The sequence below is a fragment of the Nesterenkonia lacusekhoensis genome (genome assembly GCF_017876395.1).
Classification (GTDB): domain Bacteria; phylum Actinomycetota; class Actinomycetes; order Actinomycetales; family Micrococcaceae; genus Nesterenkonia; species Nesterenkonia lacusekhoensis.
The window spans coordinates 840,021-854,535 of sequence record NZ_JAGINX010000001.1; the positions used below are offsets into that span (position 1 = coordinate 840,021).

General features: G+C 68.1%; 13 protein-coding genes. 9 read left to right on the top strand and 4 right to left on the bottom strand.

Annotated features, from left to right (window positions below; genetic code table 11):
- Positions 1–22: 22 nt before the first annotated feature.
- Positions 23–1,081: a site-specific tyrosine recombinase XerD gene (locus JOF45_RS04060; protein WP_210048073.1), complete on the top strand. Its 1,059-nt coding sequence runs from the start codon at positions 23–25 to the stop codon at positions 1,079–1,081.
- Between the two features lie 83 nt (positions 1,082–1,164).
- Here JOF45_RS04060 and JOF45_RS04065 read toward each other — a convergent pair whose 3' ends face one another.
- The 4 genes from JOF45_RS04065 to JOF45_RS04080 are packed head-to-tail and all read right to left on the bottom strand — an operon-like array spanning position 1,165 to position 5,471.
- Positions 1,165–2,301, bottom strand: coding sequence for a bifunctional 2-methylcitrate synthase/citrate synthase (locus JOF45_RS04065; RefSeq protein WP_210048074.1), 1,137 nt, complete (start codon positions 2,299–2,301; stop codon positions 1,165–1,167).
- An 11-nt stretch (positions 2,302–2,312) separates the two neighbouring features.
- On the bottom strand, positions 2,313–3,224 hold the full coding sequence (gene prpB, locus JOF45_RS04070; RefSeq protein ID WP_210048075.1) for a methylisocitrate lyase: 912 nt from the start codon (positions 3,222–3,224) through the stop codon (positions 2,313–2,315).
- Between the two features lie 28 nt (positions 3,225–3,252).
- Positions 3,253–4,770, bottom strand: coding sequence for an MmgE/PrpD family protein (locus tag JOF45_RS04075; RefSeq protein WP_210048076.1), 1,518 nt, complete (start codon positions 4,768–4,770; stop codon positions 3,253–3,255).
- Positions 4,767–5,471, bottom strand: coding sequence for a GntR family transcriptional regulator (locus JOF45_RS04080; RefSeq protein WP_210048077.1), 705 nt, complete (start codon positions 5,469–5,471; stop codon positions 4,767–4,769). The genes JOF45_RS04075 and JOF45_RS04080 overlap by 4 nt, the downstream gene beginning before the upstream one ends.
- 146 nt (positions 5,472–5,617) lie before the next feature.
- On the opposite strand from JOF45_RS04080, the gene JOF45_RS04085 reads away from it, so the two are divergent.
- From JOF45_RS04085 to der, 8 genes are all read left to right on the top strand, one after another.
- A complete protein-coding gene (locus JOF45_RS04085) occupies positions 5,618–7,582 on the top strand; it encodes an AMP-binding protein (protein ID WP_210048078.1) in 1,965 nt (654 codons plus the stop codon).
- A 48-nt stretch (positions 7,583–7,630) separates the two neighbouring features.
- Positions 7,631–8,572 (top strand): ParA family protein, encoded by a 942-nt coding sequence (locus JOF45_RS04090; RefSeq protein ID WP_210048080.1) that lies wholly within the window; start codon positions 7,631–7,633, stop codon positions 8,570–8,572.
- A 20-nt stretch (positions 8,573–8,592) separates the two neighbouring features.
- A complete protein-coding gene (locus JOF45_RS04095; RefSeq protein WP_342591381.1) occupies positions 8,593–9,408 on the top strand; it encodes a segregation and condensation protein A in 816 nt (271 codons plus the stop codon).
- Entirely contained in the window at positions 9,401–10,012 is a 612-nt protein-coding gene (scpB, locus tag JOF45_RS04100; RefSeq protein ID WP_210048081.1) for an SMC-Scp complex subunit ScpB, read from the top strand. The genes JOF45_RS04095 and scpB overlap by 8 nt, the downstream gene beginning before the upstream one ends.
- A 137-nt stretch (positions 10,013–10,149) precedes the next feature.
- Entirely contained in the window at positions 10,150–11,112 is a 963-nt protein-coding gene (locus tag JOF45_RS04105; protein WP_210048082.1) for a pseudouridine synthase, read from the top strand.
- A 14-nt stretch (positions 11,113–11,126) separates the two neighbouring features.
- Positions 11,127–12,263, top strand: a complete 1,137-nt coding sequence (locus JOF45_RS04110) for a prephenate dehydrogenase (RefSeq protein ID WP_342591382.1) — start codon at positions 11,127–11,129, stop codon at positions 12,261–12,263.
- Positions 12,260–12,937, top strand: a complete 678-nt coding sequence (gene cmk / locus JOF45_RS04115; protein ID WP_378578992.1) for a (d)CMP kinase — start codon at positions 12,260–12,262, stop codon at positions 12,935–12,937. Before JOF45_RS04110 ends, cmk begins: the two co-directional genes overlap by 4 nt.
- Positions 12,921–14,453 carry a ribosome biogenesis GTPase Der gene (gene der, locus JOF45_RS04120; RefSeq protein ID WP_210048084.1) on the top strand — a complete coding sequence of 511 codons (1,533 nt, stop codon included), beginning with the start codon at positions 12,921–12,923 and terminating at the stop codon, positions 14,451–14,453. Before cmk ends, der begins: the two co-directional genes overlap by 17 nt.
- Positions 14,454–14,515 lie beyond the last annotated feature (62 nt).

The following is a 14,515-nucleotide window of genomic DNA, read 5'->3' on the forward strand; positions in this document are numbered from 1 at the left end:
AGCAGATCCGGCGACTGAACCGATGAAGGTGGAGGAGCGCTACCGACGGCTGCGTGCCCAGGTGCCCTCCACCGCCATCGGAACGGAGATCACCGACTATCTGACCCACCTGCGGATCGAACGGGGCTCCTCGGAGAACACGCTGAGCTCCTACCGCAATGATCTGCTGCGCTACGGGGCCTTCCTGCTGGAGCAGCAGATCGACGAGCCTCGGCAGATCGAAGAGGCCCTGATCGCCGAGTTCCTGCGCACGGTCAGCACAGGGGAGGACGGCGGATCCGCCATGGCGGAGCGTTCCCTGGCCCGGATCCTCGCCTCCGTGCGCGGTCTGCACAAGTACTGGGCCCAGGAGGGCCGGACCGGCCATGACCCGGCGGCCCACGTCACTGCTCCCAAGCCCACGGAGACTCTGCCCAAGGCGCTCAGCGTCGAGCAGGTCGGGCGTCTGCTCGAGGCCCCCAGCCCCGCCACCTCCCTGGGGCTGCGCGATCGTGCCCTGTTGGAGTTCCTCTACGCCACCGGAGCCCGCATCACCGAGGCCGTCTCCCTCGATGTAGATGACGTCTACGTCATCTCTCAGAGAGCGGATGCAGGGGTCCCCGGGCACCCGGAGGCGGAGGAGGACACGGGGGCTTCGGACCAGCTCGTCGTCGTCCGTGTCACCGGGAAGGGAGACAAGCAGCGCCTGGTGCCGGTGGGCACCTATGCTCAGCAGGCGATCAGCAACTATCTGACCGCCGGGCGGCCGGAGCTGGCCGACGCGGTGGCGAGGTCCTCGGCGAAGACCCGCCGGGCGCCGTCGCCGGCTCTGTTCCTGAACAAGCTCGGCGGCCGGCTCTCCCGGCAGTCGGCCTGGACCATCCTGCAGCGGCACGCGGAGGCCGCCGGCATCGAGCAGGAGGTCTCACCCCATACGCTGCGCCACTCCTGCGCCACCCATATGCTCGACGGCGGGGCCGGCATCCGGATGGTCCAGGAGATGCTGGGCCACGCCTCGGTCACCACCACGCAGATCTATACCAAGGTCACCGCTGAGGCGCTCCAGGAGCAGTACGCCTCCGCGCATCCCCGCGCCCGCTGACCTTCAGAGGCGATTCGAGCGGGGTTTGCGCCCTTATGGAGCCCAAATCGGGGTGAAAAGGGCTGAAACCCCGCTCGAATCGCCTAGAGGGAGCGTTCCGCGGGGCCGGAATAGGCGCTCAGCGGACGGATCAGCGAGTTGTCCGCACGCTGTTCACGGATATGGGCTGCCCATCCGGTGATCCGCGAGGCGATGAACAGAGGCGTGAACATCTCGGTGTCGAAGCCCATCAGGTGATACGTCGGGCCGGCGGGGTAGTCAAGGTTCGGCAGGATGCCCTTGGCCTCGTCCATGGCTGCCTCCAGGCCGTCGTAGAGGCCCATGAGCTCGTGGCGTCCGTAGTGCTCCACCATGGCGTCCAAGGCTGACTTCATCGTCGGGACACGGGAGTCCCCGTGCTTATAGACCCTGTGGCCGAAGCCCATGACCTTGCGGCCCTGGCCCAGAGCCTCCTCCATCCAGGCCTTGGCGCGGGCGGCCGCCTGGTCACGCGTCTCCTCCGGATCGATCCCGATCTCTTCGAAGGTGTGCATCACCGCCTCATTGGCGCCTCCGTGCAGCGGTCCCTTGAGCGCACCGATGGCTGCGGTGACCGCTGAGTGCAGGTCGGAGAGCGTGGAGGTCACCACGCGTGCGGTGAAGGTGGAGGCGTTGAACGAGTGCTCGGCGTAGAGGACCATCGAGACGCGGAAGGCGTCCACCACTTCGTCAGCCGCCTCCTCGCCGAAGGTCATCCACAGGAAGTTCTGCGAATAGTCCAGGTCATCACGCGGGGGCACCACGTCGAGCCCGCGCCGGCGCCGCTGATCGTAGGCGACCACAGCAGGGAAGGCGGCAAAGAGCTCCTTGGCCTTCCTCAGTTCGGCCTCGGGGGAGGAGTCCCCGGCCTGCGGATGGTTCGCCCCCAGGACTGAGACCGCCGTGCGTCCCACATCCATGGGATGACAGTCTGTGGGCAGCAGGTCGATGGCCGACTTCACCCGCGGATCCAGCGCCCGGTGTCTGCGTTCGAAGGCGATGAACTCCTCACGCTCCTCGGCAGAGGGCAGCTCACCGGTCCACAGCAGCAGGGCGACCTCCTCGAAGCTCAGCTCTGCAGCCAGCTGCTGCACCGGGTAGCCCCGGTAGAGCAGCGAGTTGGTCTCCGGGTTCACCTTGGACACGGCGGTGTGGTCGGCGACCACTCCTGCCAGGCCCTTATAGATCGTCTCTTCGCTCATCACTGACCTCCTCAGGTCGTGTGTTGCTGGGGTACCTCGAAATTGAAGATGCCGCTGTCGAAGGTGTTGTAGGCCTCGTAGTCGACCAGCTCGTAGAGCCGCGCGCGGGTCATCATCTGGTCCACCGCGGCCTGCTGGGTCCCCTCGCTGCGCAGGGTGTCCAGCGTGCGCTCCACAGCGCCCATGGCAGAGCGCAGCGAGGTCACCGGATAGATGATCAGCGCGACGCCGGCTGAGGCCAGCTGGTCTCGCGTATAGAGTTCGGACTTTCCGAACTCGGTCATATTGGCCAGGATCGGCACCTCGACGGCGGAGCAGACCGCCTCGAACTCCTCCACGCTGCGCAGCGCTTCCGGGAAGAGGGCGTCGGCTCCGGCGTCCACCAGGGCCTTGGCCCGGTCGATCGCAGCATCCAGACCCTCTGTGGCCCGAAGATCGGTGCGGGCCATGACCAGGAAGTTCTCGTCGCGTCGTCCTTCGGCCGCAGCGCGGATCCTCTTGGTGGCCGTCTCCAGGTCCACCATGTTCTTCCCGTCCAGATGCCCGCAGCGCTTGGGGTTGAACTGGTCTTCGATGTGGCAGCCGGCGATCCCGGCGTTCTCCAGCTCCTGCACGGTGCGGGCCACGTTCATCGGTTCGCCGAAGCCGGTGTCGGCATCCACCAACGTGGGAAGGTTGGTCAGCCGGGCGATCTGCCCGGCCCGCTGGGCCACTTCGCTCAGCGTGGTCAGCCCGACGTCGGGCAGCCCCAACTCGTTGGCCAACACCGCTCCGGAGACGTAGAGCCCGTCGAATTCCTTCTCTTCGATCAGCGGTGCGCTCAGTGGGGTGAAGCTGCCGGGGAACTGCCGAGCGGCCCCCGGGGTCAGCATCTCTCGGAGGTTTCTGCGCTTCTGTTCGGGGGTGGTCTGCGCGTAGAGCATCAGATGGCTCCTCTCATCTCGTGGGCGCTCAGAACAGTCCGGTCGGTGCCGTGGACGGGTCGATCACACCGTCGGCGGCGCGGATGTTCAGTTGGCCCAGCTCGCCGGCCTCCAGGGACTCCACACGCTGGACGACGTCGAGGAAGCGTTCGATCTCCTCCCCGGAGACCACCGGTTCGGCCAGGGCGCGGAACTTTGCGATGTACTGCTCGCGGGCGAAGGGGCGGGCACCCAGCGGGTGGGCGTCGGCCACTGCGATCTCGTCGGTGATCGTGCGGCCGTCGGTCAGCCTGACCTCCACGGAGCCGCCGAAGGCCTTCTCCGAGATGTCCGGGGTGTGGTACCGCCGCGTCCACTCCGGGTCCTCCTGCGTGGTCACCTTGTGCCAGAGGGCCACCGTGTCCTCGCGCCCGGCCCGCTCCGGAGCATAGGAGTCCACGTGATGCCAGGAGCCGTCCTGCAGCGCGACGGTGAAGATGTAGGGGATGGAGTGGTCGAGGGTCTCGCGGGAGGCGGTGGGGTCGTACTTCTGCGGATCGTTCGCCCCGGAGCCGATCACGTAGTGGGTGTGGTGGCTGGTGCGGATCAGCACCGACTCCACATTGGCCGGATCGGTGACCTCGGGGTGCTCATGGTGCAGCTTCCGCGCCAGATCGATCCAGGCCTGGGCCTGATACTCCGCCGAGTGCTCCTTGGTGTAGGTGTCCAGGATGGCGCGTTTGGCCTCGCCGACTGCCGGCAGGGACACGGTGTACTCGGCGTCGGGGCCGTCCAGCATCCACGCGATGACCCCGTCCTCGCCCTCATAGATCGGCACTGGAGAGGTCTGCCCGCGCATGGAGCGGTCCACCGCCTCCACCGCCATCTTCCCGGCGAAGGCCGGAGCGTGGGCCTTCCACGTGGAGATCTCGCCCTTGCGGGACTGGCGCGTGGCAGTGGTGGTGTGCAGGGCCTGGCCCACGGCCTGGAAGACCGTCTCGGTCTCCAGCCCCAGCAGCGTTCCCAGACCTGCCGCGGCGGAGGGCCCCAGATGGGCCACGTGATCGATCTTGTGACGGTGCAGGCAGATGGCCTTGACCAGGTTCACCTGGATCTCATAGCCGGTGACGATGCCGCGGATCAGGTCCGCTCCGGAGCGGCCGGCGTGCTGGGCCACGGCGAGGATCGGCGGGATGTTGTCTCCGGGGTGGGAGTAGTCGGCGGCCAGGAAGGTGTCGTGATAGTCCAGCTCACGCACCGCCACGCCGTTGGCCCACGCCGCCCATTCGGGGGAGGAGACAGCGTCCACGCCGACGATCGCAGCGCCGGCCCCGTGGGCGGAGACCGGGTGGTCCAGAGCCTGGGCACGGGCGGCCACGATGGGCGCCCGGTTCAGGGAGGCCACGGCCACAGAGGCGTTGTCGATGATCCGGTTGATCACCATGTCGGTGACCTCCGGGTCGGTGCTCACAGGGTCCACCGCGGTCTGAGCGATCTTCCAGGCGAGCTGATCCTCGCGCGGAAGGTTCTCTTCGCTGCGGTAGACGCGGACAGTGTGGTCGATCATGAGGGGACCGATTCCTTCCGTAGGGGGTCTTCCTGAGGGGTCTGGTTCTCAGCGGCGTTCTTGATGTAGGCCAGGCTGCGGCGCAGGTGCACGGCCGTGGCGGCTCGGGCCAGTTCGGGGTCCGCGGCGGCGATGGCGCGGCAGATGTCGCGGTGCTCGTAGGCGGATGCGGTCAGCCGCTGCGGCTCGTCCTGCGCCAGACGCCGGATGCGCACCAGATGGACCCGCAGCGACTGCAGCGCGGTGCTCAGGTACGGGTTGGCCACGGCGGCGTCCAGGGCGGCGTCGAGCTCTGCGGCCAGCCGGTAGTACTCCGAGGTGCTCGCCGGCGGGGCCCCGGCGCCCCGCTCGGCACCGGCACCCCGCGCAGCCACCGCGGCGAACTCTTCGGCCAAGGAGGTGAATGGCTCGGGCTCTGCGCGCAGCGCGGCCAGATGCGCAGCCTGGGTCTCCAGCGGGATCCGCAGCTCGAAGAGATGGTCCACATCGGCCAGGGAGATCGGGCTGACCACTGTCCCTCGTCCGGGGGCCTGGACGGCCAGGCCGGCGGCGGTCAGTCGTGAGAAGGCCTCGCGGACAGGGGTCCGGGACACGCCCAGACGTTCGGACTGCTCGACCTCTCCGAGGACGGTGTCCGGAGCCAGACGGCCCTCCACAATGTCGTCGCGCAGTGCGGTGTACGCTGCGTCACTCGCTCGCATGGCTTCAGTGTATACACAGGTTGATGCATTGACGAGGGAACGGGGACATTCCCTCAGGAATTCACGCAGCGGACACTATCTGTGTATACACCTTGGCGCTATAGTGTGATCCACATCAAGTTCTCATGCAGGAGGCAGGAGGAACTATGGCAGTCGAAGACCCAGCAGAGACCCGCCCAGCAGCCGGCAGCTACGCCGAGCTCTACGCCCGCTCCGTGGAGGACCCTGAGCAGTTCTGGCTGGAGGCGGCCCACGCTGTGGACTGGGACATCACCCCGCAGCGGGCCCTCGACGAGTCCCGGGCCCCGCTCTACCGGTGGTTCCCCGACGGACGGCTCAACCTCTGCCACAACGCGCTGGACCGGCACGTGGCCGCCGGACGCGGCGACCAGACCGCACTCATCTATGACTCGGCAGTGGCCGGAGGGGGCGCCGGTCAGGGCTCGTCGACGCAGGAGAGCTTCACCTATCGCCGGCTGCGCGACGAGGTCGCCCGTACCGCCGGAATGCTGAGCGCTCTCGGGGTGAAAGCCGGCGACCGGGTCATCCTCTACCTGCCGATGATTCCGCAGGCACCCATCGCCATGCTCGCCTGCGCGCGGCTGGGCGCGGTGCACTCCGTGGTCTTCGGCGGGTTCGCCGCCGCTGAGCTGGCTTCCAGGATCGACGACGCCGCCCCGGACGTGGTGCTCACCGCCTCCGGCGGCATCGAGCCCAGCCGTCGCGTGGAGTATCTGCCCACTGTGGCCGAGGCGGTCCGCCTGGCCGAGCACCACGTCTCCCATGTGGTGGTCAGCCATCGTGAGGGCTTCGCGCACAGCAGGGCCGAGGCCGCCGCAGGATCTGCCGCCCAGTGGCACGACTGGGAGGCTGCGCTCGCCGACGCCGAGCCCGCGGCCCCGGTGAGCGTGGCGGCCACCGACCCGCTCTACGTGCTCTACACCTCCGGGACCACCGGTCGGCCGAAAGGCGTGGTCAGAGATCAGGGCGGCACGGCGGTGGCGCTGAGCTGGTCCCTGCCGGCGATCTTCGACGTCGGCCCGGGTGACACCATCCTCACCGCCTCGGATGTGGGATGGGTGGTCGGCCACTCCTACATCGTCTACGCCCCGCTGCTGGCCGGAGCCACGACGGTGCTCTACGAGGGGAAGCCGGTGGGCACCCCCGACGCCGGTGCCTTCTGGCGGTTGGTCCAGGACCACCGCATCACCACGCTGTTCACCGCACCGACTGCTCTGCGGGCCATCCGAAAGGCGGACCCGCAGGCCGAACGGGTGGGGGACTACGACCTGAGCTCGCTGCGGTATCTCTTCGCGGCCGGGGAGCGGCTGGACCCGGAGACCCAACGATGGATCGGCGAGGCGCTGAAGGTCCCGGTGATCGACAATTGGTGGCAGACCGAGACCGGCTGGCCCATCGCAGCGAACCCGGCCGGCGTCGAGCTGCTTCCCATCAGAGAAGGATCGGCCACCCTGCCCGCGGCCGGATACCGGGTCGAGGTGCTCGACCCCTTCGGCGAACCCCTTCCGGCGGGTCAGGAGGGCAACCTCGTCATCCGTCTGCCCATGCCGCCGGGGACCCTGACCACGCTCTGGGGCGATGACCAGCGCTATATCGACTCCTATCTGACCGCGTTCCCTGGCTGCTACACCACCGGGGACTCCGGGTATATCGACCAGGACGGCTATGTCTTCGTCATGGGTCGGACCGACGACGTCATCAACGTGGCCGGCCACCGCCTCTCCACCGGGGAGATCGAGGCCGCTGTGGCCGCACATCCGGCCGTGGCCGAGTGCGCGGTGATCGGTCTGGCCGATGAGCTCAAGGGGCAGCGGCCTTCCGGCTACGTGGTGCTCAAGGCCGGCGCGCAGATCGGGGAGGAGCAGCTGCGTGAGGAGCTGACCGCCCAGGTGCGCAGCACGATCGGCCCGGTGGCCGACTTCAAAGATGTGGCCGTGGTCGGTGCTCTGCCCAAGACGCGCTCCGGCAAGATCCTGCGCAAGACGATGCGCCAGATCGCCGACGGGGAGGACTATCGCGTCCCCTCGACCATCGAGGATCCCAGGGTCATCGAGGAGCTGATGCCGGTGCTTCGGCGTGCTGCCGGGTGAGCGGTCCCAACCTTCAAGTTGGACTTGTCCCGCTATATTGTCTGAAAGATGCTGCGCGATACTCTGGTCAGGTTGCGGACCGCAGAGGAAGGCAGGAAGACGTTGACCAGCGAGCAGCCGAGAGAGCTCTTCACCATCCACGGTGATGCGATCATCGGCCCCACCGGCCGCCCCAAGCATGAGTTCCCGGTGCCCAAGGCCCTGGACGGCCACGGCCCGGCACGGACCATCGCGATGGTCAATCAGAAGGGCGGTGTGGGCAAGACCACCTCGGCCATCAACCTCGGCGCCGCCCTGGCCGAATACGGCCGGCGTGTGCTCATGGTGGACTTCGACCCTCAGGCCGCACTCTCGGCAGGACTGGGCACCAGCCCGCATGATCTGGAGACCACCGTCTACAACGTGATGATGGAGCGAGAGGTCCAGGCCCGCGACGCCATCGTCTCCACCCACGTGGAGGGCGTGGACCTGCTGCCGGCCAACATCGACCTCTCTGCGGCCGAGGTGCAGCTGGTCAACGAGGTGGCCCGCGAGCAGGTCCTCGACCGCGCCCTGCGCCAGGTCCGGGACGACTACGACGTCATCATCATCGACTGCCAGCCCTCGTTGGGCCTGCTGACCGTCAACGCGCTGACTGCTGCCCACGGCGTGGTGATCCCGCTGGTCGCGGAGTTCTTCGCCCTGCGTGCTGTGGCGCTGCTGGTCGACACCATCGAGAAGGTCCAGGACCGGCTGAACCCGGACCTGGAGGTCGACGGCGTGGTGGTCACCATGGTCGACCTGCGCACTCTGCACAGCAAGGAAGTCATCTCCCGGATCGTGGAGGCCTTCGGCGAGAAGGTCTTCGAGACGGTCATCAAGCGCACCGTGAAGTTCCCCGACGCCACGGTGGCCGCTGAGCCCATCACCTCCTATGCGCAGAAGCATGAGGGCGCCAAGGCCTACCGTCAGCTGGCCCGTGAGCTGGTGGCCCGGGGTGGGGCGCCATAGATCTGCAGGCTTCAGAGGCGGTGCCGGAGGAGGCTGAGTCCACCTCGGGCTTCTCCGTCTCCCTGGAGAACTTCGACGGACCCTTCGATCTGCTGCTGGGGCTGATCGCCAAACGGCAGATGGATGTCACCACTGTCGCCCTGTCGGCTGTGACCGACGAGTTCGTCGCCTACGTCCGCGAGCTCTCCCACGAGAAGGCGCTGGATGAGTCCTCCAACTTCATCCTGATCGCCGCCACGCTGTTGGATCTGAAGGCCGCCCAGCTGCTGCCCAGCGGAGAGGTCGAATCCGAAGAGGATATCGCCGCCCTGGAGGCTCGCGATCTGCTCTTCGCCCGGCTGCTGCAGTACCGAGCCTTCAAACAGATCGCCGGTCACATCCGTCAGGCGGCGGAGCAGAACGAGGGCCGCTTCCCGCGCCTGCCCGGCACCGACCCCCAGCTGGCCGGGCTCATGCCCGAGCTGGTCTTCAAGACCACTCCGGAAGACCTCGCCGCCATCGCGCAGAAGGCCTTCGCCCGTCCCGCTGCGGAGCCCGATGACGTCCGCCTGGAGCATCTGCACGCCCATGCGGTCAACATCCGTGAGGAGATGGAGACCATGACCGCTGCCCTGCGTGCGGCCGGGACGGTCAGCTTCTCGGACCTGGTGGCCGACGCGGCCAACCGGCTGGTCGTCGTCGTACGCTTCCTGGGCCTGCTGGAGCTGTTCCGGGACCGCGATGTGGAGCTGGAGCAGGAGACGCCCCTGGGGGAGCTGACCGTCACCTGGGCCGGAGCCCAGAGCGGAGAGACCGAGGCCCTGAGCCGTGCTGAAGGGGAGTGGAACGATGAGTGATCCGGCGCTGGAGGACCACAGCAGCAGCGAGCTGGTCGCCCACCAGGAGCACCTGGCCGCTGTGGAAGCTGTCCTGATGGTGACTGAGGAGCCGGTGACCGCCGCAGAGCTGGCCGCTGCGCTGAAGCTCTCCGAGCACCAGGTGGTCGCTCTGCTCGATGAGATCAGGCTCGACGCCGACGGGGAGAGCGGCGGACGCCAGCGCGGCTACGAGCTGCGCGAGGTGGCCGGCGGATACCGGTTCTACTCCCGGCTGGCCTACGCAGACCAGGTCTCGGCCTTCATCCTGGGCGGGCAGACCGCCCGGCTCTCCCAAGCGGCTCTGGAGACGTTGGCGATCATCGCCTACCGGCAGCCGGTGGCGCGCTCGCAGGTCGCGGCCATCCGCGGAGTCAACGTCGACGGCGTCGTGCGCACCCTGGTCCACCGGGGCCTGGTGGACACCGCCGGCACCGACCCGGTCACCGGTGCCACGCTCTACACCACCACGTCGGTCTTCCTGGAGAAGCTGGGAATCAGCTCGGTGGAGGAGCTCCCGCAGCTCTCGCCGCATCTGCCCGGGGTCGACGCCGTCGAAGACTTCGGTGAGGAGGGCCAGCTCTAGCCGTCCGGCCTGGGAGATCGGACTGGGCCGGAGCAGAAGCGGGCCGGAGGTCGGGTCCTTCGGCCGTGACGCAGATCCTGCCCCAGGTCCCGCTGCGGCTTCGTCCCCAGCCTGCCGGGGCCGATAGACTGTCCCTCATGAATTCCCGGAAAGAGCCGCGTGCCGCGCGAGCTGCGCGCACCCCTCCACCGGGCAGCTCCGGCGGCCCCTTCGCCGGCGAGGATCCGCAGCGGATCATCCGCAGCGCTCCGCAGCGCTCCAAACCCCGGCTGAGCGAGGCCGAGCAGAACTTCGAAGCGGTCCATGACCCGGACGGCGTCCGTCTGCAGAAGGTCTTGGCTCAGGCCGGCGTGGCCTCCCGGCGCGTCTGTGAGGGACTCATCGCTGAGGGCCGGGTGGAGGTCGACGGAAAAGTCGTCGTCGAGCCCGGTGTGCGGGTGCGTCCGGAGGCCGTGACCATCCATGTGGACGGAGTGCGGCTGAGCCTGGACGTGGAGCACTGCTACGTCATGTTCAACAAGCCGGCAGGGGTGGTCACCACCCTGTCGGACCCGCAGGGCCGGCCCGCGATCAACGACTATCTCACCGACGAGATGGTCGCTGCGCGTCTGGTCCACGTCGGACGGCTGGACCGCGAGACCGAGGGTCTGCTGCTGCTGACCAACGACGGCGAGCTGGCTCACCGTCTGACCCACCCCTCCTATGAGGTGCCGAAGACCTACATGGTCGAAGTCGCGGGAGCGGTGAAGAAGTCCGTGCCCAAGCAGCTGCTGGAGGGGATCGAGCTCGAGGACGGCCCCATCGCCGCCGACAGCTGCCGGATCCTGGGCACCACCGGCAGCCGCACCATGATCGAGGTGACCCTGCACTCGGGGCGCAACCGGATCGTGCGTCGGATGTTCGACCACGTCGGACACCCCGTGCTGCGCCTGGTGCGCACCGCCATCGGCCAGATCACCATCGGAGACCAGAAGCAGGGCAGCGTGCGGGATCTGGGCCGGCAGGAGTTGGGCCACCTGCTCGAGCTCACCGCCGCACCGCAGAATCCTGCGCCGCAGCCGTCGTCACCACACGCACCTGAAGGAGGGGAGAGGCCCTGAACCCGCTGACCACCGTGCCAGAGTCCTCCCGCGAAACGCCTACGGTTCTGATCCGAGGCACCGGACTGCTCGGGGCGAGCATCGGCCTGGGCCTGCGCGCCGCCGGCCACCCGGTCCTGCTCTCAGACGTCTCCGCCACCGCCCAGCGGATCGCCGAGGACATCGGTGCCGGCACGGCGTGGAACGGCGAGGACGAGGCGGAGATCGTGATCGTCGCCGCGCCTCCGGAGTCCACCGCCGAAGAGATCGCCGCAGCCCTGTCCCATCATCGTCACGCCGTGGTGCTGGACATCGCCTCCGTCAAGGCCAGCGTACTGACTGACCTGATCCGGCTGACCGAGGCTGACGGCTCCGGACTCAGCCGTGCCGATCTGGGCCGCTACGTGGGCACGCACCCGATGGCCGGACGTGAGCGCTCCGGGCCGGTGGCGGCCCGCGGTGAGCTCTTCACCTCCATGCCATGGGTGATCTGCCCCGCCGAGCACCCCGACGCCGGCCGGCTCTCCTCCGATGCGGCACTCAGCTGGGCCGAGGAGATCGCCCGCCGGCTGGGAGCCAGCATCCACCGGATGAGCCCCGGATTCCACGACGAATCCGTGGCGCTGATCTCTCATCTGCCCCAGGTGGCCGCCTCCATGGTGGCCAGCCGGCTGCAGGACGCGCCCTCCGATGCCCTGGAACTCTCCGGCAACGGGCTGCGGGACGTCACTCGGATCGCCGCCAGCGACCCCAACCTCTGGGTGCAGATCCTCAGCGGCAACTCCGCTGCGGTCCTGGGGATCCTCTACGGACTGCGCGAGGACATCCAGCGGCTGATCGGTACGCTGGAGGATCCTGCGGCTCCCGGGGCTCAGGCGGATCTGGCTCAGCTGATCGCTGAGGGTAACGCCGGAGTGGCCCGGATTCCGGGCAAGCACGGTGCCCCGCCGCGGGCCTTCTCCGTGCTGACGGTGATCGTGGACGACAAGCCTGGTCAGATCGCCGCAGTCCTCAACGATGTCGCCACCACCGGCGTCAACGTCGAAGACATGCGCATGGATCACTCCGCCGGCCACCAGGTCGGTATGGTGGAGCTGTCTGTACTGCCTGGCAGGCGGGATGAACTCGCCCAGGCGCTGAATGAAATGGGATGGAAGGTGGTCCAGTCGTGAGTCGACTGATCGTGGCCGTGGACGGACCCTCGGGGTCCGGCAAGTCGAGTGTCTGCCGGGCCGCGGCTCGGACGGTGGGGGCGGCCTACCTGGACACCGGGGCCATGTACCGGGCCGCCACCTGGTACTGCCTGGACCAGAACGTGGACCTCAGCGATGAGGATGCGGTGGCCGTGGCCGTTGAGGAGCTGCCGCTGTGCATCTCCACGGACCCGGACCACCAGGTCATCACTGTGGACCAGACCGACGTGACCGCGGAGATCCGTGAGGCACGGATCTCCGAGAAGGTCTCCGAGGTGGCCACCAACCGCAGGGCTCGCTCCCTGCTGATCGACGCCCAGCGCAAGCTGATCGACGACGCCGGCTTCGTGGTCGCCGAAGGCCGTGACATCACCTCTGTCGTCGCCCCCGACGCCCAGGTCCGGGTGCTGCTGACCGCCTCGGCCGAGGCGCGTCTGCGCCGCCGAGGCCTGCAGATGGGCGGCACCCAGTCCGAGGAGGACCTGAAGGTCCAGGTCCTGGAGCGGGACAGGAAAGACTCTGCAGCGTCGAACTTCACTGAGGCGGCCGACGGCGTGGCCGTCCTGGACTCCTCAGACCTGACCTTCGAGGAGACCGTCGAGGCGCTCGTGGGCCGTATCCAAGGAGCAGCAACCCATGACCCAGCACTCTGATTCCGGCGACGAATACATCCCCTCCACGGAGGATGACCGGGTCGCGGAGCGGCTCGCCGAGCTCACCGAAGAGGAGGCGGAGGCTCGTGCCGAGGCCCTGCGCGCCGGCCTCGAGGACTATGAGCTCGAGGACGACGACGCCGCCCTGCTGAACCTGGAAGCCGGCGAGGAGGACTACGAGCCCTTCGTCCCTGCGCCTCCGGTGCTGGCGATCGTGGGCCGGCCCAATGTCGGCAAGTCCACTCTGGTCAACCGCATCATCCGCTCCAAGCAGGCTGTGGTCGAGGACGTGCCGGGTGTGACCCGTGACCGCGTCTCCTACGACGCCGAGTGGAACGGCAAGGACTTCACCCTGGTGGACACCGGAGGCTGGGAGCAGGACGCCAAGGGCCTGCACCGGCGTGTGGCCGATCAGGCCGAGCTGGCCGTCGACGAGGCCGATGCTGTGGTCTTCGTGGTCGACGGCCTGGTGGGAGCCACCGCAGTGGACGAGGCCGTGGTCAAGATGCTGCGGCGCAAGAAGAAGCCGGTGCTGCTGGCGGCCAATAAGATCGACGACTCCGCCCAGATGGCTGAGGTCTACGCCTTGTGGAACCTCGGCCTGGGCGAGCCCTTCCCGGTCTCGGCGCTGCACGGCACCGGTACCGGCGACCTTCTCGACGCCGCGGTCAAGGCGATGCCTGAGACGGCTCAGCACGGCGGACTGGTGCCGTTGGGCGGGCCCCGGCGCGTGGCGCTGGTGGGACGGCCCAATGTGGGCAAGTCATCCCTGCTGAACAAGCTGGCCGGCTCCGACCGTGTGGTGGTGGACAACATCGCCGGGACCACCCGCGACCCTGTCGACGAGCTCGTCGAGCTCGGTGGGGAGCAGTGGCGGTTCGTGGACACCGCAGGCATCCGGCGTCGGCAGCACATGGCCTCCGGCTCGGAGTACTACGCGATGCTGCGGACTCAGCGCGCCCTGGACAAGGCCGAGGTCGCCGTCGTGCTGCTCTCAGTGGAGGAGGCGATCTCCGAGCAGGACGTGCGGATCATCCAGATGGCGTTGGATTCCGGCCGTGCCATCGTGCTGGCCTACAACAAATGGGACCTGCTCGATGAGGAGCGCCGCTTCTACCTGGAGCGGGAGATCGAACGCGATCTGGGCCATATCTCCTGGGCTCCTCGGGTCAACGTCTCAGCGCGGACCGGTTGGCATAAGGACAAGCTGGCCCCGGCGTTGGAGACGTCCCTGGAGAACTGGGAGCAGCGCATCCCCACCGGACGGCTCAACGCCTTCCTGGGTGAGCTGGTCGCGGCTCATCCGCACCCGGTCCGGGGCGGCAAGCAGCCGCGCATCCTCTTTGCCACGCAGCCTTCGACGCGGCCGCCGCGGTTCGTGCTCTTCACCACCGGATTCCTGGATCCGGGCTACCGGCGCTTCATCACGCGCCGGCTGCGCGAGACCTTCGACTTCACCGGCACGCCCATCGAGGTCAGCATGCGCGTCCGGGAGAAGCGCAAGCGCAAGAAGTGATCCGGTCCCTGAGCGTATGCTGCGCCGGTGGGGCTGCAGCAGATGCTCGCCCGTAGGGAGAG

Excerpts from the sequence above, each read along its gene's own strand:
- JOF45_RS04060 (WP_210048073.1), top strand. The coding sequence starts at position 23 with ATGAAGGTGGAGGAGCGCTACCGACGGCTGCGTGCCCAGGTGCCCTCC.
- scpB (WP_210048081.1), top strand. The coding sequence starts at position 9,401 with ATGAGTGATCCGGCGCTGGAGGACCACAGCAGCAGCGAGCTGGTCGCC.
- JOF45_RS04075 (WP_210048076.1), bottom strand. The coding sequence starts at position 4,770 with ATGATCGACCACACTGTCCGCGTCTACCGCAGCGAAGAGAACCTTCCG.
- JOF45_RS04080 (WP_210048077.1), bottom strand. The coding sequence starts at position 5,471 with ATGCGAGCGAGTGACGCAGCGTACACCGCACTGCGCGACGACATTGTG.
- JOF45_RS04085 (WP_210048078.1), top strand. The coding sequence starts at position 5,618 with ATGGCAGTCGAAGACCCAGCAGAGACCCGCCCAGCAGCCGGCAGCTAC.
- JOF45_RS04105 (WP_210048082.1), top strand. The coding sequence starts at position 10,150 with ATGAATTCCCGGAAAGAGCCGCGTGCCGCGCGAGCTGCGCGCACCCCT.
- JOF45_RS04090 (WP_210048080.1), top strand. The coding sequence starts at position 7,631 with ATGCTGCGCGATACTCTGGTCAGGTTGCGGACCGCAGAGGAAGGCAGG.
- der (WP_210048084.1), top strand. The coding sequence starts at position 12,921 with ATGACCCAGCACTCTGATTCCGGCGACGAATACATCCCCTCCACGGAG.
- JOF45_RS04065 (WP_210048074.1), bottom strand. The coding sequence starts at position 2,301 with ATGAGCGAAGAGACGATCTATAAGGGCCTGGCAGGAGTGGTCGCCGAC.
- prpB (WP_210048075.1), bottom strand. The coding sequence starts at position 3,224 with ATGCTCTACGCGCAGACCACCCCCGAACAGAAGCGCAGAAACCTCCGA.